The organism is Yersinia sp. Marseille-Q3913 (genome assembly GCF_963892745.1).
Taxonomy (GTDB): domain Bacteria; phylum Pseudomonadota; class Gammaproteobacteria; order Enterobacterales; family Enterobacteriaceae; genus Yersinia; species Yersinia bercovieri.
The window spans coordinates 77200-96899 of sequence record NZ_CAWQAF010000055.1 but is presented as its reverse complement, the minus strand read 5'-3'; the positions used below and the strand labels follow the sequence as shown (position 1 = coordinate 96899).

The following is a 19700-nucleotide window of genomic DNA, read 5'->3' as shown; positions in this document are numbered from 1 at the left end:
ATGAACAACCTTAATGTAATTATTGCTGATGACCATCCAATTGTTTTGTTTGGCATCCGAAAATCGCTTGAACAAATTGAATGGGTCAATGTTGTTGGGGAATTTGAAGACTCAACATCACTTATTAACAATTTGTCTAAACTAGATGCCAACGTGTTAATTACTGACCTCTCCATGCCTGGAGACAAGTATGGTGATGGCATCACACTGATAAAATATATAAAACGTCATTACCCAGACTTAGCCATAATTGTTCTAACGATGAATAATAATCCGGCTATTCTTAGTTCTGTTTTGGACTTGGACATTGACGGGATCGTATTAAAGCAAGGCGCACCAGCGGACTTACCTAAGGCATTGGCAGCATTACAAAAAGGGAAAAAGTTCACCCCTGAAAGTGTGGCTAAATTGCTGGAAAAAATCAGTGCCAATGGTTACGGTGATAAGCGCTTGTCACCGAAAGAGAGTGAAGTTTTGCGATTATTTGCTGAAGGTTTCCTGGTAACAGAGATCGCCAGAAAGCTTAATCGCAGCATTAAAACTATCAGTAGCCAGAAGAAATCGGCGATGCTAAAACTGGGTGTGGATAATGATATCGCCCTACTAAACTATCTTTCTTCAGTAACTATCAGCCAGGTCAATAAAGAAGAAGAATAGCTGTTTCCAAGCCCGGTATTGCTCAGCAGCACCGGGTTTATTTATCCCCTCTCCTACCCATTCAGATTATTCATTAATTTTCTTTATTGCTAAATTTCTCTTTATTTCTAACTTTATCACCCAAAGTCATTGGCGTTACAGCAAGACAGCAAGTGAGCGAGTGCCGCTAACACAGCTGTAGCGTCAAGGGCGCAGGGTTTAGCGTGAGCGCCATATCCTAAGTTTATAACCCAAAGTCATTGGCGTTACAGCAAGGCAGCAAGTGAGCGAATCCCGATGAGCTTACTCAAGTAAGTGATTAGGGTGAGCAAGTGCCGCTAACACAGCTGTAGCGTCAAGGGCGAAGGGTTTAGCGTCAAGGGCGAAGGGTTTAGCGTGAGCGCCGCACCTTATCACTGTAATAGCGCAACATCTGCCGCAATGTATCCAGTGTTACTGGCTTAGATAAACAGTTATCCATGCCCGCTTCAATACAGCGCTGCTTGCTTTCAGCCAGTGCATTCGCGGTGACACCAATGACCGGGAAGTGATGATTCAATTGCCGCAAACGCTGAGTTAAACGATAACCATCCATGTTCGGCATATTGACGTCAGTCAGCACAATATCAACACTATTGGCACTCAGCACCGCCAGAGCATCCAGCCCATCATTCGCCGTCATCACTTGATAGCCCAATGCTGTGAGCTGATCGGCCAATAGCCGGCGATTAATCGGATGGTCATCCACCACCAGAATTTGCAGGTCGGCATTATCATCTTGGTTGGCTTTCGGCGCAGGTAGCTGTAATGGCGTATTGTCGGCCACCGACAGAGGTTCCAGCAATATCCGATCCAATAACGGGATAATCTCTAGCAGAGTAGATGTGCTCAGCAACCAATAACCTGGGCGCGTTTCTTGCGGCAAACCGATATGTTCGATAGATAGCTGGATCCAGGTCGATAGTGGCGCGCTGATTTGTGGCAAATAATCACAAATCAACACTTGATCATTCAGAGGCTGATCGAGACTATAGCGCCGCGCGGTGGCACCAAAATGCCCCAGGAGATCAAATAAGTAGCGCTCAAGACGCGCATTACGAATATCCAACCACAGGGTTTTCCCTTGCCAGCGATAACTCTGTGGTAGCACGGAATTATTGGCTTCATCTCTGTTTTCGGCTAAATAGAGTGGAATGCGGATAGCAAAAATACTGCCCATCCCTAACTCAGAGATCACCTCAACATCCCCATCCATCAAGTTGACCAGCTTCTCGCAGATAGCCAAACCTAAACCTGTTCCCTGGAAATGGCGCTGCACGCCAGTGCCTATCTGGAAGAAAGGATCAAAGAGCTGGTTTAACTCACGTGAATTAATGCCGACCCCGGTATCGCGCACTCGGAATTCCAAATAATCGCCACGAACCCGAACTTGCAGGATGATACAGCCGGTATCGGTGAATTTAATTGCGTTATTCAATAAGTTAGAAATCACTTGTTGCAGGCGAACAGGATCCCCCACCATCACTCGCGGGACATCCGGCTCAATAAAGCAGTACAAACCCAGGTGTTTTTTAACCACGAGCGGCAGATAGTTAGCGGAGATATGCGTGATCACTTCGACAGTAGAGAACTCACTTGGCTCAATTTTCAGTTGTTCAGACTCGATTTTAGAAAAGTCGAGTATGTCACTGATAATTTTGAGTAATAAGCCAGACGAGTTGTTCATCGCCGTCACCAGGCGGTCAACACCGTGCGGGAGCTCTTTGGTTTGCAATAAATCGAGGTTACCAATAATCCCATACAGTGGGGTACGCAACTCATGGCTGACAGTGGCCAAAAACATCGATTTGGATTGGCTGGCCTGCTCTGCTGCTGCGGCCATCTCTTGCAGTGACTCTTCCATTTTTACCCGCGAACTGACATCCACCAGCACGCAAATAGCCACATCTTCATTACGGTAGCGAGAGTGAACAAAGCTAATTTGCAGATTATTGTTATTACTGGTCATCACATCGACAAAATTCGCCTGCTGTTCACAGATAATACGTGTGATACGTTCGCGATCTTCGTTTGTCAGCAAATTAATATAGTTATGCGCTAACTCATTACTGAGGATATTGGTCCCATCACTGATACGCAGGATGGAGATACCCACCGGAGCAGAGGCCACAATTTTGCGGTTAAACTGCTCGTGCTCCTCCAGCCTCAAGGCGTTATCTTCAGCCGGATGGAACATTTTTCTTTCAAACAACCAGGCTAAGGTAAATATCACTACCGCAGAGAGTATATTCAGCAGTAACGCATTAAAAATAAAGAGTTTGAATGTTTCAATTATTGTTCTTACCGGCAAGGAATAAGCAATACTGAGGGTCGACGGCAACAAACTCTTTTTCAGCAGAAGATTATTATAATCATCGACATAACCGAAATAAGATGGAGAATCAGGATAGTCATCCAGCATTGAAGCATGGCGATCCCCGGTTGCCAGTCGCAATACCGGTTCATTGTCCTGATCCAACAAGGTCACACCAATGGGCAGCGGCCCAGAAGAGATAAAATCCTCCAGACGAATCGTTTGCTCAGTGCCGACCAATGCCTCTAATTTGTTACCCACATACAACGGGCTAAGCACATACAGCGTACCAATCTCTGGGCGCACACCAGGAACCACCCAATACAGTGCGCTATCTTTATCCTGACCATTGGCGTCACGATATTTTAAAATATGTTCATTCAGTGACTTAAGCAGATTTTCCTGATCCATTGGCGTATTGCGAATATCGAAATCCACCATGCACAATGTGTCGCTACCGATAAAGAAGATGCGGTTAAGATCATAAGCGGCAGCGAAATTCTCCTTCCAGTACAGAATAAGGTTACTGAGCGAATTGAGTGATAAGTGGCGAGAGGTGTTAAGCGCGGCACAATCAGCATCCGGATTGAGCGGATAATATTTTGGCGCTGTCTTGTTTTTGATGAAGGCACCCGCGGCGATATCGCTGCTCGCCGAGTTGTTATTTAACCTATTTTCCGCCATATATTTGATATCGCGGATAATGTCGGAAGAGTGCCGGATGTAACTCTGCGCCAACTCAAAGTTAGTATTATATTCCTGACGAATATCAGATTTTTTCTCATTTAGAATGTTCAGGATATAAAACGTAGTCAGCAACGCACCAAGTGACCATAGCATGATGGCCAATACCCGAAACAGGTAGCGGGAGATTTTCAGTGTCGTGCGAAATGAAGAGAGATATTTCAATCTGATACCTGGTGAAAGCATCGCCACAGAGGCTGCATGATTTACAGAATACACTACCCATAACACATAAAAAAGCCAGCACGTAGGCTGGCTTTTGTTTTCATCGAGTCACGCTGCGGCTAGTAAGTTCACCGGAGCAATTAACTGCCCCGGATACCTCATCAGCGCATTATACGTTCTCGTCTTCTACATCATCGTCTTCAGCTTCATCATCTGCTGCGTCGTCTTCAGCATCATCTTCCGGCGCGTTCAGTGCGGCGTTTTCATCGCCGCCCTCTTCACCTTCCAATGACTCGCCATCAAGGATGTCATCATCCTCTTCCGGTTCGGCGACACGTTGCAGACCGACCACATGCTCATCTTCAGCAGTACGGATCAGTGTCACGCCCTGGGTGTTACGACCCACAACGCTCACTTCTGAAACTCGGGTACGCACCAAAGTACCGGCATCAGTAATCATCATGATTTGATCAGTTGGTGCAACCTGAACGGCACCGACAACCTTACCATTTCGCTCACTGACTTTAATGGAGATAACCCCCTGAGTCGCACGGGACTTGGTTGGATACTCTTCCACTGCGGTACGTTTACCATAACCATTTTCAGTCACAGTCAGGATTTCGCCATCACCACGCGGAATAATCAGAGAGATAACCCGATCATCGCCATTGAGGTTGATACCACGTACACCGGTTGCGGTGCGGCCCATCGAGCGGACCTGCGTTTCTGGGAAGCGAACCACTTTACCCAATGCGGAGAACAGCATAACTTCATTGCTGCCATCAGTCAGATCCACACCGATCAGCTCATCGCCTTCATTCAGATTGACGGCAATAATACCGGCACTGCGTGGGCGGCTGAACTCGGTCAATGCTGTCTTCTTCACAGTACCGCTAGCGGTTGCCATAAAGACGTGACGACCCTCTTCATACTCCCGCACCGGCAGAATGGCGGTAATACGCTCATTCGGCTCAAGCGGCAATAAGTTGACGATTGGGCGACCACGGGCCCCACGGCTGGCTTCTGGCAACTGATAGACTTTCATCCAGTAGAGACGGCCACGGCTGGAGAAGCACAAAATAGTGTCGTGGGTATTGGCAACCAACAGGCGATCAATGAAGTCCTCTTCTTTGATGCGCGCAGCTGACTTACCTTTACCACCACGGCGCTGAGCTTCGTAATCCGTCAGCGGTTGGTATTTGACGTAGCCCTGATGGGACAGTGTCACAACCACATCTTCCTGATTAATCAGATCTTCGATGTTGATATCAGAGGTGTTGGCCGTGATTTCAGTACGACGAGCATCGCTATATTGCTCTTTAATTGCCACTAACTCTTCGCGGATAACTTCCATCAGGCGCTCTGGGTTTTCCAGAATAAAGATCAGCTCCGCGATGGCGGTCAGCAGCTCTTTATACTCATCCAGCAGTTTTTCATGCTCCAGACCGGTCAGTTTCTGCAAACGCAGATCCAAAATAGCCTGAGCTTGCTGCTCGGTGAGGTAATACTTGCCGTCACGGATACCGAACTCTGCTTCCAGCCATTCAGGGCGGGCAGCATCACCACCGGCACGTTCCAGCATAGCAGAAACGTTCCCTAACTCCCACGGACTGGCAATCAAGCCGGCTTTCGCCTCCGCAGGGGTCGCCGCACGGCGAATCAATTCGATAATCGGATCGATGTTAGCCAAGGCAATGGCCAGCGCTTCAAGGATATGTGCGCGGTCACGTGCTTTACGCAGCTCAAAGATGGTCCGACGCGTCACCACTTCACGGCGGTGGCGCACAAAGGCAACCAAAATGTCTTTCAGGTTCAGTAATTTAGGTTGCCCTTGAGACAGAGCCACCATATTGATACCGAAAGTCACCTGCAATTGCGTCAGCGAGTAGAGGTTATTGAGCACCACCTCGCCGACTGCATCACGTTTGATCTCAATCACGATACGCATGCCGTCTTTATCAGACTCATCACGCAGCGCACTGATGCCTTCTACCCGTTTCTCTTTCACCAACTCGGCGATTTTTTCAATCAACCGCGCCTTATTCACCTGATAGGGGATCTCGTGAATAATAATGGTTTCACGGCCCGTTTTAGCGTCCGCTTCCACTTCACCACGGGCACGGATATACACCTTGCCACGGCCAGTACGATAAGCTTCTTCAATACCACGGCGACCATTGATAATGGCGGCTGTTGGGAAGTCTGGCCCCGGAATATATTCCATCAGCCCTTCGATGCTGATGTTTTCATCTTCGATATAGGCCAAACAGCCATCAATAACCTCAGAAAGGTTATGTGGCGGAATATTGGTTGCCATCCCAACGGCAATACCTGACGAACCATTAACCAACAGGTTAGGGATACGTGTTGGCATGACCGCAGGGATCTGCTCAGTGCCATCGTAGTTCGGCACGAAGTCGACGGTATCTTTTTCTAAATCCGCTAACAATTCGTGAGCAATTTTAGACATACGGATTTCGGTATAACGCATCGCTGCGGCGGAGTCGCCATCAACGGAACCGAAGTTACCCTGCCCATCCACCAGCATATAGCGCAGTGAGAACGGCTGAGCCATACGCACTATAGTGTCGTAGACCGCGCTGTCACCATGCGGGTGATATTTACCGATAACGTCCCCAACTACACGGGCCGATTTTTTGTATGGTTTATTCCAGTCATTGCCCAGTACATTCATCGCGAACAGTACGCGACGGTGAACCGGCTTCAGTCCATCCCGGACATCTGGTAAAGCACGTCCGACAATAACGGACATCGCATAATCCAGATAGGAGCTTTTCAGCTCTTCCTCGATGTTGACCGGTGTTATTTCTCTGGCAAGGTCGCTCATTGAGCCGCTATCCCTCTACTAATTACCGGATTTAAAGGTACGAAACTATATCACAAAACCCCAATTTTGGCGAAACTACATTGCGCTTAACTCTTAGCGACAAAACTGCGCCAATTGATGGGGAACATGTATAATCCGCGCAAAGAAACAGAACAGTGAGAACTCTTCATGCGTGTAGACACCACAGCCCCTCAACACAATGTCGACGAGCAAGAAATCGCTAAATTTGAAGCGGTTGCCTCCCGCTGGTGGGATTTGGAAGGTGAGTTTAAGCCTCTCCATCGCATTAATCCCCTACGTCTCGATTATATTTTGCAGCGCTCAGGCGGCATTTTCGATAAAAACGTGCTGGACGTCGGTTGCGGCGGCGGCATTCTGGCAGAAAGCATGGCACATGAAGGTGCACAGGTCACTGGGCTGGATATGGGCTATGAGCCGCTACAAGTGGCGCGACTACATGCACTGGAGAGCGGTGCCAAACTGGATTATGTGCAGGAAACGGTTGAAAGCCATGCGCAAAAGTTGCCACAACATTACGATGTGGTGACCTGCATGGAGATGCTCGAGCACGTTCCTGACCCGGCTTCCGTTATCCGCGCCTGTGCGCAATTGGTCAAACCTGGTGGGCATGTTTTCTTCTCAACCATTAATCGCAATACCAAATCCTGGTTGATGGCGGTGGTCGGAGCGGAATATGTATTGAAGATGGTGCCGAAAGGCACTCATGATTCGAAAAAATTTATCCGCCCATCAGAACTTATCGGCTGGGTCGATCAAACCCCACTGCAGGAACGCCATATTATCGGGCTGCATTACAATCCGATAACAGACCATTTCAAGCTGGGTCGCAATGTTGATGTAAATTATATGGTGCATACTCAAAGGGAAGAGAACAGCGCTCACGAGTGAAGTATAAAAAATCAAATAATAGCCGATAGATTTCGCCTTGTAGCAAGGCGGCAACATAACTAATCCCCAGGAGCTTAGTCCACTAAGTGACTGGGGTGAGTTAGGGCAGCCAACACCGCTACGGCGTGAAAGATGAAGGGGATTTTTCTAATGTTTAATAAACCGGCAAACGATCAAATTTTTAAGATTTTCAGTAAAATCTTATCCCCTAGATTGACAGTAGGTAAGCCCCAGTAATGACGCAGCTTGAGGGCCATTTGTAACAATTCCCCCCCAAGTTATCCACACAATTGTCCGATGTTGTTCACTTGCTAAAAGACGTAATACTCACTATCTTGTTATCTAACCAACACCCACCCCCTATATATTGTGTTTACATACTGAGCAATGACACTACTCGCGGCCTAAAAATGCAGCGTGGCGTTTGCTTGGCTTACAGGGTATGAACACACGGAAGGTAAAAGATCACATGAACCAAAGCCTACTTGTTACTAAACGCGATGGCAGCAAAGAGCGCATCAATCTGGATAAAATCCACCGGGTCATCGACTGGGCCGCAGAAGGTTTACATAACGTCTCGGTTTCTCAAGTAGAATTGCGTTCACACATTCAGTTTTATGATGGCATTAAAACTGCCGATATCCATGAAACCATCATCAAAGCCGCCGCTGACCTTATCTCCCGTGATGCGCCGGATTATCAATATTTAGCCGCTCGTCTGGCCATTTTCCATCTGCGAAAAAAAGCCTACGGCCAATTTGAACCACCAAAACTTTTCGCCCATGTGACGAAGATGGTGGAGATGGGTAAATATGACAAACATCTGCTGGAAGATTACACCGCAGAAGAGTTTGAACAGATGGACACTTTCATCGACCATTGGCGCGATATGAACTTCTCCTACGCTGCAGTTAAGCAGCTGGAAGGCAAATATCTGGTGCAGAACCGCGTGAGCGGCGAGATCTATGAAAGTGCCCAATTCCTGTACATGCTGGTTTCCGCTTGCCTGTTCTCTAACTACCCGCGCGAAACCCGGATGGATTACATCAAACGTTTCTATGATGCCATTTCGACCTTTAAAATCTCGCTGCCAACGCCAATTATGTCTGGTGTTCGTACCCCTACGCGCCAGTTCAGCTCTTGTGTGTTGATCGAGTGTGGCGACAGTCTGGACTCTATCAATGCCACCTCTAGCGCCATTGTGAAATATGTGTCACAACGGGCCGGTATTGGTATCAACGCGGGCCGCATCCGTGCGCTGGGCAGCCCAATTCGTGGCGGCGAAGCCTTCCACACCGGCTGTATTCCGTTCTACAAACACTTCCAGACCGCGGTGAAATCCTGCTCACAGGGCGGCGTACGAGGCGGTGCGGCAACCTTATTCTACCCGATGTGGCATTTAGAAGTTGAAAGCCTGCTGGTGCTGAAAAACAACCGTGGCGTTGAAGGCAACCGCGTACGTCATATGGATTACGGCGTACAAATCAACAAGCTGATGTATCAACGTCTGCTGAAAGGTGAAGATATCACCCTGTTCAGCCCGTCAGATGTACCGGGGTTGTATGATGCATTCTTCGCCGATCAGGATGAATTTGAGCGCCTTTATGTCAAATATGAGCAGGACAGCAGCATCCGTAAACAGCGGGTAAAAGCGGTTGAGCTATTCTCTCTGATGATGCAAGAACGTGCTTCTACTGGCCGTATCTATATCCAGAACGTGGATCACTGCAACACCCATAGCCCATTTGACCCGAAAGTGGCACCGGTACGTCAGTCAAACCTGTGTCTGGAAATTGCTTTGCCAACCAAGCCGTTGAATGACATCAACGACGAGAACGGCGAAATCGCGCTCTGTACCTTGTCGGCGTTCAACCTGGGTGCCATTGATAGCCTTGATGATTTAGAAGATCTGGCGGTGCTGGCGGTACGTGCGCTAGATGCCTTGCTCGATTATCAAGATTACCCAATTGCTGCGGCACAGCGTGGCGCAATGGGCCGTCGTACCTTGGGTATTGGCGTGATTAACTTTGCTTATTATCTGGCAAAAAATGGTGTGCGTTACTCTGATGGCAGTGCTAACAATCTGACTCACCGCACTTTTGAAGCGATTCAATACTACTTATTGAAAGCCTCAAACGCGCTGGCCCGTGAGCAAGGTGCCTGCCAGTGGTTCAACGAAACCACCTATTCGCAGGGCATTTTGCCGATCGACACCTATAAGAAAGATTTGGATGCCATCAGCAACGAACCCTTGCATTATGATTGGGAGACGCTGCGTAAAGAGATTCAGACCCATGGTCTGCGTAACTCCACGCTCTCTGCGCTGATGCCTTCTGAGACATCATCGCAAATCTCCAATGCCACCAATGGTATTGAACCACCGCGCGGTTACGTCAGTATCAAAGCCTCTAAAGATGGTATCCTGCGTCAGGTTGTCCCTGAATATGAGCGTCTGAAAGATGCTTACGAACTGCTGTGGGATATGCCAAATAACGACGGTTACCTGCAACTGGTTGGTTTGATGCAGAAATTTGTCGATCAGGCGATATCGGCGAATACCAATTACGATCCAACCCGTTTCCCGTCAGGCAAAGTGCCGATGAAGCAGTTGCTGAAAGATTTGCTGACCACCTACAAATTTGGCGTGAAGACCCTTTACTATCAAAACACCCGTGACGGTGCTGATGATGTGCAGGAAGATATTCAAAGCCAGCCGGGTGATGATGACTGCGAAGGCGGTGCATGTAAGATCTGATTTAGCATTCAGGCCCTTGATGACAGAAAATGTGGTCATCAGGGGACTTATCTTTATTTGCCCGTTGCTTGTCCCCTGAGGAAATCATGGCCTATACCACTTTTTCACAAAATAAAAACAATCAGTTACTCGAACCCATGTTCTTTGGTCAATGCGTCAACGTGGCGCGTTTCGATCAGCAAAAACACGCTATTTTCGAAAAACTGATTGAGAAGCAGCTCTCTTTCTTCTGGCGTCCAGAAGAGATCGACGTCTCACGGGATCGTATTGATTACAACGCGTTGCCCGATCACGAAAAACACATTTTTATCAGCAATCTGAAGTACCAAACCTTGCTGGACTCCATCCAGGGCCGTAGCCCTAACGTCGCCTTATTGCCGCTGATCTCTATCCCTGAGCTGGAGACCTGGGTCGAAACCTGGTCATTCTCTGAAACCATTCACTCTCGCTCTTACACACATATCATCCGCAATATCGTTAACGATCCGGCGATTGTTTTCGATGATATTGTGACCAACGAAGAGATCCTTAAGCGGGCAAAAGATATCTCGGCGTATTATGACGATTTGATTGAAATGACCAGCTACTACCATCTGCTGGGAGAGGGTAGCCATCAGGTCAACGGTAAAACCGTGGTCGTCAACCTACGTGAGCTGAAGAAACAGCTCTATCTCTGCCTGATGAGTGTCAATGCGCTGGAGGCGATCCGCTTCTATGTCAGCTTCGCCTGCTCATTTGCGTTTGCAGAACGCGAACTGATGGAGGGCAATGCCAAAATCATCAAAATGATCGCCCGTGATGAGGCACTGCATCTGACCGGTACTCAACATATTCTTAATTTGATGCGCTCCGGTGAAGATGATCCGGAGATGGCTGAAATTGCTGAAGAGTGTCAACAACAATGCTATGACCTGTTTGTTCTGGCCGCACAACAGGAGAAAGAGTGGGCAGAGTACCTGTTCCGTGACGGCTCTATGATTGGCTTGAACAAAGAGATTTTATGCCAATACGTTGAATATATTACCAATATCCGTATGCAAGCTGTAGGTCTGGGTGTGCCGTTTAATACCCGCAGCAACCCAATTCCCTGGATCAACTCCTGGCTCGTCTCCGATAACGTGCAAGTGGCCCCGCAAGAAGTTGAAGTCAGCTCCTATCTGGTCGGCCAGATTGACTCCGAAATCAGTGCTGACGACCTGAGTGATTTCGAGCTGTAATTGATGAAGTCTATCGTGACGTTGAGCACCACAGGTGCTCAACTTAACCGCCCTGCTAATAGCCGCAACTTGCTGGAAACCCTCGAACACCATCAGGTACAGATTGAGTATCAATGCCGCTCTGGCTATTGCGGCTCTTGCCGCCTGCGCTTACTCAAGGGTGAAGTTTGCTATTCACAGCAGCCCCTGGCGTTTGTTCAACCCAACGAAATCCTGCCCTGCTGCTGTCAACCGCTAGGTGATATCGAAATCGAGCTGTGATCATCATTGATTAAACCAATCGGACTTCACCTATAATCATTATGGCGAATAGATGATATTTTACTTCCGGTATCATAATCATAGGGAATAAAAATGAAACTAGTGTCAATCGCACTCAGCAGCCTGTTAATGGCAGCATCGGCCAGCGCTCTTGCTGCTACAGAGTTACCGCTCAATCAACAGCAGCCATTAGAAAAAATCGCGCCTTACCCTACGGCTGAAAAAGGCATGACCCGCCAGGTGATTTTCCTTGATCCACAAAAAGATGAATCACGCTTCAAAGTGGAACTGCTGATCGGTAAAACTCTGGAGGTTGACTGCAACCGCCATATGCTAGGCGGCAATCTGGAGACCAGAACTTTGTCTGGCTGGGGCTTTGACTATCTGGTGATGGATAAAATTTCAGAACCCGCCTCCACCATGATGGCCTGCCCAGACAATAGCCGTCACCCGCAGTTTATCGCTGCCAATCTCGGTGACGCCGCCATGCAGCGCTATAACAGCCGCCTGCCGATTGTGGTTTATGTACCACAAGGTGTAGAGGTGAAATACCGGATTTGGGAAGCAGGTGAAGAGGTCAGAAACGCGCAACTGAAGTAATGTCACTCTGGTGGTTCAAAATTAAAACTATCAAAATACCCATTCAACTGAGTGGGTATTAAAATTCTTATCGTTAGGCAGAATAAATAGTTATACCAGATAGACCCCGATTAATAGGGGCTTGCTGTCAAGGTAGGGGCAAGGCGTTGCACTGTTTGTGGCGGTGAAAAAACACCTTCGTAGTCACGAACCTTGCGATCAAAATCAGCTGCAATATTAATCAGTTGGCTCATGTCGTCATGAACAAATGGGCTATCAGACAACATCACTTCTGTGTCAGCAAAAATAAAATCCTGCGCGTCAAGATGCTCGACATCCAGTCCATCCAGGTAGGCCAACTCGAGACTCTTACCCTCAGCGTCTAAAGCTGCGGATTTGATATCCACCCCCTGAATCAGAGCCAGCCCATTAATAACCATCGAACTCCGCTTTATCAGAGTTAATTCACTGAAATTACGAATACCCACGGCGCTTAAATCAATTTTATCAATACCGTGACGGAAGCCCTGCACCGCATTGCCATACCGCCACTCCCCCTCCTGCGGCGTCACGACAAAGATGCTGGGTTTGGCGTTTTCCCGCTGATAGACCTTACCCACCAATGAAGCGACCATTTTATTGTCAACGAAAGATAAGCTGACACCGCCTCCTCCCCCATTGAGCATGATCTCCGTTTGCTTGGCAGCGGCGGGTTTATCCATCAGATCTGGCTTCAATACTGGATTATCTATCCTTATGCTGCTATCAAAGTAGCCAGCGGGAGGTGTAAAAGTATCCGCAAAGTGAAAATGGTGCGCCTTCAGTGCCGCCACTTCTCTATCCTTGATAATAATATGTTGATTATCATTCAGTTGCACCATCACATCCTGCTCTTCTTGCTTAAACTGCAATGCCCTGAATGTCTTATCGGCAAAACCGATCAAATGAATAACCTCTCCTCTATTGGCATCAAAGTTCACAATCCAGTCACCGCCGCTAGCGCGTTTGCGCACCACAAAAATTTCTCTTCCTGCGCCACCCGCCAACAGGTTTAATCCACGTCCACCATCAAGCACACTATGCTGCCGCCCTGCGATTAAAATATCGTTGCCATCACCACTCATCAGATTATGGATCCTCTCCGGGGAGCGCAGCGTCAACTGGGTATCGCCAAGACTCGCTTCGCCAGTGAGCAAATTGACCTTCACATCAGCCGCTATCGCCGCCATATTCAGCGTATTGCGACCACCCCCATCGTCACTATCATGCAGAAATACCCGCGTTGGCTCCTGTGCAACCAGTGCGGCAAACTCATCAGTATAAAAGTAGGTATTATCACGGCTAATCGAATTGCCAAATAGCCGTATTGACCAATTTTTCAGCTCAACCGGTAGACCGTTTTTAGCATTTTTAACCACCAGTCGCCATTGGCCACCCGAGTGCTCACCCCGTTGTAATGTCGACATAAATGTATGGTTAAAATCACCGGCGATCTCGCTGCCAGTATCAACATCACCACCACTGCCAGCCGTTTTTTTCTCTACGCCATCCAGCAGGATGCTTTGGGTGCCATTCGGCGAGATAAGTGTCACCGTCAGATCCCCCAAACGCCCCACATTGGCACTAAAATCAACTTCAACCTGCTCCACCTCGATCTCGCCCTTAAGAATGACGGATGCTGCCCTGGTCATCCCTGCCAACAGCGACTCTTCTGCCGAAAACTGCTGTTGTGCCTGCAAAACCTGCTGATTCGCATCACTCCTTTGGTGAGTCCAGCTTTCCGCCAGACGCACTGCCGCCCGCGCATCTACCGCACCAAAACCATAATCATGACTCACCTGCATTCCGCCGCCGTTCCAGTGGGTTGCACCATTAGTGCGCCATTCACTGGTCGGGTCTTCAACCCGCCGTGCCGATAGCGCGAGGATCGCCTGCACATCGCGATAGCCGAGATTCGGATTGGCCTGCAACATCAGCGCCACGATAGCGGAGACTATCGGCGCGGCAAAACTGGTGCCTTGTTCCGTGCTGTACTGCGCACCAAACACCGCACCGCGTTGTGCGGTGATTTGTTGACTGCTGGAGAGGATATGGCTGCCCGGCGCTGAGACCAGCAAACTGGCCCCAGGGTTGGAGAAGGGGGCGCGGTGGCTCTGGAGAGTTGAAAGGTCCGCTTTGGTATTCATCGCCGCCACCTGAATAGCAAAGCGGGAGTTGCTCATCAGCGACCCTTGGGTGCTGCCGCCCTGCTCGCGTTGATTGCCGCCGCTGGTGACAATAATGGTGCCCAATCCCCCACGACCATTGGCTGCGGCATAGTGCAGTGTCAGATTGAGCGTATTCGCCAGATTAATCATGCCGCTGGAAACATTGCTGATGGCAAATCCATGTTTGAAGCCCCAGCTGTGGTTCACGACATCATAGCTGGACATCTTACCTAGCGTGGTTAAATCCGCACCATCGTTGCTCAGATAGTGGCCACCCAGTGTGGCTTCATGGGCAACACCCACCCCGCCCAGATGATTTTTTGCCGCCACCATCACGCCAGCCACCATAGTGGCATGATTGGAGACCTCCTCGGGCAGTACGCCGCTTCTCTTCTGTGTCGCCAGCCAGCCGGGATCGACATTGGCGGCTAAATCGGGGTGGTTAGTATCAAAAATCATCGGACCCGTGGCAAACTGACCACCGGGTTCAAACTGACCAATGCGCACCCCTTTGCCGGTATAGTCCTGCCAGATGGGGATCACATTGATCTCGTTGAGATAACTCTGCTTGATAAACTGAGGATCGCTGGGAATATCCGCGCTGCGCAAGACCACCGTTGCCCGCACGGTCGCTGACTCTCGGCTGGAGAGATCAAACACGGAAAGTGCCGGGTCCCCAGTCGCACTTTTCACTTCATATTTAAAACTCATCACTCCGGTAAATCGGCTATCCGGCGTGAATAGCACATTACCATCATCCTTAAGCTGCACCGTGCCGCCCGCGGCGTCACTCACCTTAGCGATGACCAATTCCGTCTCAGGATCAAAGCGAAAATCATTACGCAGCAGCGCTCGCGCCGGAATATCCGTACCCTGCAAGCGGCTGATGGGGTTGCCGTTGCCGTAAATTAAAACATCGTTAACCGGAATAATCGTCTGCGCATCCAACTCTACCGCCGAAATATCGGCAAAATTCAGTTTTTGAATACGCTTCAGTGTCAGTGTGCCATCACGGCCCGCCACCCGGTCCTTCACCTGATAGCCGCTCTCCGTGCGGGTAATGGTGTAATCTGCATAGCTGCCGTGCAATGCCAGCACATTAATCCCCTCTCCGCCATCAATCAGCGCATCCCCCTGACCGGCCACAATCACATCATTGCTCTTATTGCCATAAATGCGATCCGCACCGCCTCCGGCGTGGATAATACTGCCCTGCTCGGATGCATATATTGTGTCGCCCTGCGGCCCGGCATAGATAACCGCTTTGCCACTGCCGCCGACAATCAGGTTCTTACCACGACCGCCGCTCAGCACATCATTACCGCCCCCGCCGACCAGCGTACTATTGCCGCTACCGCCCTGAATAAACACGCTGTTATTGCCACCGCTGATAATAATGTCATTCCCATCGCCCCCCTGAGCAAGGGTAATGCCACTGCGCGCCATATTAAGGGCAACACCTTTATCGCCGGTGATCAGCACGGTATCTGCCCCACCTTTCCCCTGGATGTAGCGGGTATCATCACTGGCGCTGATAACAAACACGTCATTACCAGAATTTCCCGTATAGGTATTGCGACCGCCGCGCCCGACTAACCAACTGCCCTCAGGGCTAGCTATCAGGTCATCATCCCCCCTCGCGCCATAGACATTATTGGCCTGTAGCCGTGCGGCATTGAGTGTTTCACCCTCATGATTGAAACTGACGTAGGCCGTGGTGGTGGCCTCATCGCTGCTTGAGGTTAACAGTGCGCCATCATCAAGTGGTGTCACCCGGTTGCTGACCGATGACCCGACAAAGTTCACCGCCAAAACCTCTTGCTGCTTATCATTGATGGTGAAAAGCCCGCGAGCGACAATTTGGTTACCTTTACCATCATCACGGCCAACCTGGGTCGCCGCCACATCAATACGCGAGATCCCCCACTCATCCAGCGTTTTCAGTTCACCCTCATCGACCTGACCATTGTGGGAGATATCCTGCCAAACACGTAATTTCGCCCAAACGGGATCGGCAGAGTCTATAACGCCATTGCCATCATTATCATCCTCAGCTAGTGCGGCAAAACCATGCTCAAAAAGCTTCTGCCCCGGCAAACCATCTATTCCCGCTGTACCGCCATAATATTCCGAATAGATCTGGCTGATATTATCAATCTTCCCACTGCCATTATCGATAACCAGCATTCCGCTCTCTGGCCCAACCCAGCCGGTGCGTTTTAAGCTGCCGCTATTATCGATATCAAATAATACCCCCTCCCTCAGGCCGCTCATTTTCACGCCGCGACCGGAGAGATCCAATAATAGCGGATCAACATAGGTATTAACGGTGGTTTGCGCGGATAAGCCATTGAGTGTCGCAGCATCAAACAGGCCGGTCTCCGGCAACATATATGCCGGCTGTTCAAGATAGTAATCAGATAAATAACGGCTGGGCTGCACATTGGGATCTAACTGAATTTCGCCGGGACGAACACCACCCGAGGCCATGCTGCCCATCTGCACCGAGGCAAAATCGGTTTTATCCAGCGTGCCATCGGTAAAGGAGAAACTGTGGGTCGGTTTATTCACCAGATAACCGTTAGTCACATCTCGCTGTAGCTGATCTTCATCGGCAATACGCCGGGTGGCTTGTGGCGTGGGGTTAATCTCAATTTCAATATTACACTGCGGTATGACAATCGAGGTCTCATCGTCAGCGCTAAAGAGTTGATTGGTAGCGGTTTTGCCTAAAGCCCAGTAGCCAGAGGGGGAGTCAATAATTGAAAACCATCGGCGGGACGTTTTCCGGATAGCCTCGGGGGAAAACATGGAAGATTGGGCCATCATATTGTAGGTTTCAAAAGAGAGTTTTAATTCTTTAGCCGGTTTCCCTGCTGCATTAAGCACATGCTGCCAATAAGTTGGCCGGCTTGTCTCTTGGATAGCATTAAAAACGGGATCTAATGTCCAGGTTTCTGGAGGGAGTCCATGTCTTTTAAATTCTTCATTATGAAACTTCCATGCCTCTTTATGATTAATATCACCATAAAGAATACCATCGCTGGATTTTTTCAATCTACTATCTAGTGTATCAAGATATCCACCCGCCATATCAAAGCGAATATTCTTAAGGTGAACTTCTGTTATTGGCTTATTATGCTCGGCAGCAGTGCGCTCCATATAGTAAATAGCCATGGCACCCGCTAATGAGTCCCCCCTGGCGACACCATTAGCCAATACGGCATAGCGATCGCCTTTGCTGGCCAAATAGTTATACATCGGGCCAGGATCTTTACTCTGTTTATGAGACTCTAATATCTCTCTGGCGCAGGCCAGCTCGGTGGCGGTAAGTTTTAATTCTCCTGCATTTCTATTTTGCTGTAACATAATTATCGTCCTTAATGCTTAATATGCGCTAAAAGAAACTGCTGGGTGCTGCTCACAATGGTTTTCCACTGTGGTAATTTTTCCACTGTAAAAGTAACCTTAACAAGAGAGCCTATTTCTGACATCACAAAAAGAGCTTCACAGATATAATATCGTTTCTCCAGCGGGAGCCAGATACAGTCAAAAATGACGGGTATTCGCCCATCAATCTCTTGCCAGTAATAACCATTAACATCTTCATCAAATCGATAAGGATCATTCTTCTCTACTGGGGGATAACGGGTTATTTTCTTGGTCATTTTGACATAAAAAAGCCCCAAGTCATCTCTGTAAATCACAGGATCAAATGTTTTATCTTTTCGTTTTTCAAGATAAAAATCACGCCTATAAGTAATATCTCTATCGGGTCGCCTTAATGGCTCGACACTGATAGTTAACCCTTCAAATCTCAACTGCTGTTTATACCACTTTGATTTATCTCCGGGCTGCATATCTGGCCAACTGGTTATCATCGGCAAGACAACAAAATTAGCATCACAACCTTTTTTATTATTAATAAAATCGGGGTCCCAGGCACTGGCCCCCTCATACTCTGCCCAGTAAATAATATAGCTCTGCGGCACCTCCATCACATGACCATTAAACTTACCGCAGACAAACCCCGGCCGATTATCGGCATAACTTAGCGTGGATAGCATTAATAAAATAATTGCCGAATATAAATTATATATCAATAATCCATTGCCATTTGATTGATGGCACATTATTACCCCCTTACTTTTTAATATGCGATAAAAGAAACTGCTGGGTACTGCTCACAATATTTTTCCACTGTGGTAAATTTTCCACTGTAAAAGTAACCTCAACCAACGACCCTATTTCCGACATCACAAATAGTGCATCACAGATATAATATCTCTTCTCCAACGGGAGCCAGAGACAGTTAAATACCACATCTACTCTCCCTTCATTTTCTGACCAATAATAACCATTAATATCCTCATCAAACCAATAGGGGTCACTCTTATCTTGTTGACTTGACCGGATTAATTTCTTGGTTACTTTAGTAAAATACAATTCTAAATTATCCATATAAACAATCGATTCAAAAATCTTATCTTTTCGCTTTTCAAGATAAAAGTCACGCATGTAATTAATATACTTATCAGATCGCTTTAATGGTTCCACACTTATTCTTAGCCCTCCAAATTCCTCCCTATATTTATACCAGTTTGATTTATCACCAGGTTGCATATCTGGCCAACTGGTTATCATCGGCAAAACAACAAAATTAGCATCACAACCTTTTTTATTATTAATAAAATCGGGGTCCCAGGCACTGGCTCCCTCATACTCTGCCCAGTAAATAATATAACTCTGCGGCACCTCCATCACATGACCATTAAACTTACCACAGACAAATCCCGGCCGATTATCAGCAAAAACAACACTCATCGAGATAATAAGCAAAATAATAAAAACCAAAAATAATTTGCACGCCAATTTAAAATAGATATAAGACCAGAAAAATAAATTCAGCATAATAGCATCCTGATTAAAGATAAAAATGTATCTGGTATTTATCTATTACACAAGAAGCAGACTATAAATGAAATTCTTAAAAAACGGCCAGCGGAATATAATAATATATATATTC

11 protein-coding genes are annotated in these 19700 nt (G+C 48.0%); 6 read left to right on the top strand and 5 right to left on the bottom strand.

Going from position 1 to position 19700, the window contains the following annotated elements:
• Positions 1-657 carry a response regulator transcription factor RcsB gene (gene rcsB, locus AACW11_RS16635; protein ID WP_004875319.1) on the top strand — a complete coding sequence of 219 codons (657 nt, stop codon included), beginning with the start codon at positions 1-3 and terminating at the stop codon, positions 655-657.
• A 370-nt stretch (positions 658-1027) separates the two neighbouring features.
• On the opposite strand, the gene rcsC is transcribed toward rcsB, so the two are convergent.
• Complete coding sequence (gene rcsC, locus AACW11_RS16630) at positions 1028-3898, bottom strand: two-component system sensor histidine kinase RcsC (protein WP_212584915.1); 2871 nt, start codon at positions 3896-3898, stop codon at positions 1028-1030.
• 169 nt (positions 3899-4067) lie between these two features.
• Positions 4068-6746 carry a DNA topoisomerase (ATP-hydrolyzing) subunit A gene (gene gyrA, locus AACW11_RS16625; RefSeq protein WP_212584833.1) on the bottom strand — a complete coding sequence of 893 codons (2679 nt, stop codon included), beginning with the start codon at positions 6744-6746 and terminating at the stop codon, positions 4068-4070.
• A gap of 168 nt (positions 6747-6914) precedes the next feature.
• Between gyrA and ubiG the strand changes: the two genes are divergently transcribed.
• The 5 genes from ubiG (at position 6915) to eco (ending at position 12488) form a co-directional block, all read left to right on the top strand.
• A complete protein-coding gene (gene ubiG / locus AACW11_RS16620; RefSeq protein ID WP_212584832.1) occupies positions 6915-7655 on the top strand; it encodes a bifunctional 2-polyprenyl-6-hydroxyphenol methylase/3-demethylubiquinol 3-O-methyltransferase UbiG in 741 nt (246 codons plus the stop codon).
• Between the two features lie 469 nt (positions 7656-8124).
• Entirely contained in the window at positions 8125-10410 is a 2286-nt protein-coding gene (gene nrdA, locus AACW11_RS16615) for a class 1a ribonucleoside-diphosphate reductase subunit alpha (protein ID WP_212584831.1), read from the top strand.
• 86 nt (positions 10411-10496) lie between these two features.
• Positions 10497-11627, top strand: coding sequence for a class Ia ribonucleoside-diphosphate reductase subunit beta (nrdB, locus tag AACW11_RS16610; protein ID WP_212584830.1), 1131 nt, complete (start codon positions 10497-10499; stop codon positions 11625-11627).
• A 3-nt stretch (positions 11628-11630) separates the two neighbouring features.
• Positions 11631-11888, top strand: coding sequence for a class I ribonucleotide reductase maintenance protein YfaE (gene yfaE / locus AACW11_RS16605; RefSeq protein ID WP_212584829.1), 258 nt, complete (start codon positions 11631-11633; stop codon positions 11886-11888).
• Between the two features lie 93 nt (positions 11889-11981).
• Positions 11982-12488, top strand: coding sequence for a serine protease inhibitor ecotin (eco, locus tag AACW11_RS16600; RefSeq protein ID WP_212584828.1), 507 nt, complete (start codon positions 11982-11984; stop codon positions 12486-12488).
• A gap of 110 nt (positions 12489-12598) precedes the next feature.
• Here eco and AACW11_RS16595 read toward each other — a convergent pair whose 3' ends face one another.
• Genes AACW11_RS16595 through AACW11_RS16585 form a run of 3 tightly spaced genes read right to left on the bottom strand, consistent with a single transcriptional unit; the run spans position 12599 to position 19498 of the window.
• Positions 12599-18043, bottom strand: a complete 5445-nt coding sequence (locus AACW11_RS16595) for a S8 family serine peptidase (RefSeq protein ID WP_212584827.1) — start codon at positions 18041-18043, stop codon at positions 12599-12601.
• 11 nt (positions 18044-18054) lie between these two features.
• Positions 18055-18807, bottom strand: a complete 753-nt coding sequence (locus AACW11_RS16590) for a hypothetical protein (protein ID WP_212584826.1) — start codon at positions 18805-18807, stop codon at positions 18055-18057.
• 10 nt (positions 18808-18817) lie between these two features.
• Positions 18818-19498, bottom strand: coding sequence for a hypothetical protein (locus AACW11_RS16585; RefSeq protein ID WP_249192771.1), 681 nt, complete (start codon positions 19496-19498; stop codon positions 18818-18820).
• Positions 19499-19700: the final 202 nt, after the last annotated feature.

Excerpts from the sequence above, each read along its gene's own strand:
- rcsB (WP_004875319.1), top strand. The coding sequence starts at position 1 with ATGAACAACCTTAATGTAATTATTGCTGATGACCATCCAATTGTTTTG.
- gyrA (WP_212584833.1), bottom strand. The coding sequence starts at position 6,746 with ATGAGCGACCTTGCCAGAGAAATAACACCGGTCAACATCGAGGAAGAG.
- ubiG (WP_212584832.1), top strand. The coding sequence starts at position 6,915 with ATGCGTGTAGACACCACAGCCCCTCAACACAATGTCGACGAGCAAGAA.
- nrdA (WP_212584831.1), top strand. The coding sequence starts at position 8,125 with ATGAACCAAAGCCTACTTGTTACTAAACGCGATGGCAGCAAAGAGCGC.
- nrdB (WP_212584830.1), top strand. The coding sequence starts at position 10,497 with ATGGCCTATACCACTTTTTCACAAAATAAAAACAATCAGTTACTCGAA.
- yfaE (WP_212584829.1), top strand. The coding sequence starts at position 11,631 with ATGAAGTCTATCGTGACGTTGAGCACCACAGGTGCTCAACTTAACCGC.
- eco (WP_212584828.1), top strand. The coding sequence starts at position 11,982 with ATGAAACTAGTGTCAATCGCACTCAGCAGCCTGTTAATGGCAGCATCG.
- AACW11_RS16595 (WP_212584827.1), bottom strand. The coding sequence starts at position 18,043 with ATGTTACAGCAAAATAGAAATGCAGGAGAATTAAAACTTACCGCCACC.
- AACW11_RS16590 (WP_212584826.1), bottom strand. The coding sequence starts at position 18,807 with ATGTGCCATCAATCAAATGGCAATGGATTATTGATATATAATTTATAT.
- AACW11_RS16585 (WP_249192771.1), bottom strand. The coding sequence starts at position 19,498 with ATGAGTGTTGTTTTTGCTGATAATCGGCCGGGATTTGTCTGTGGTAAG.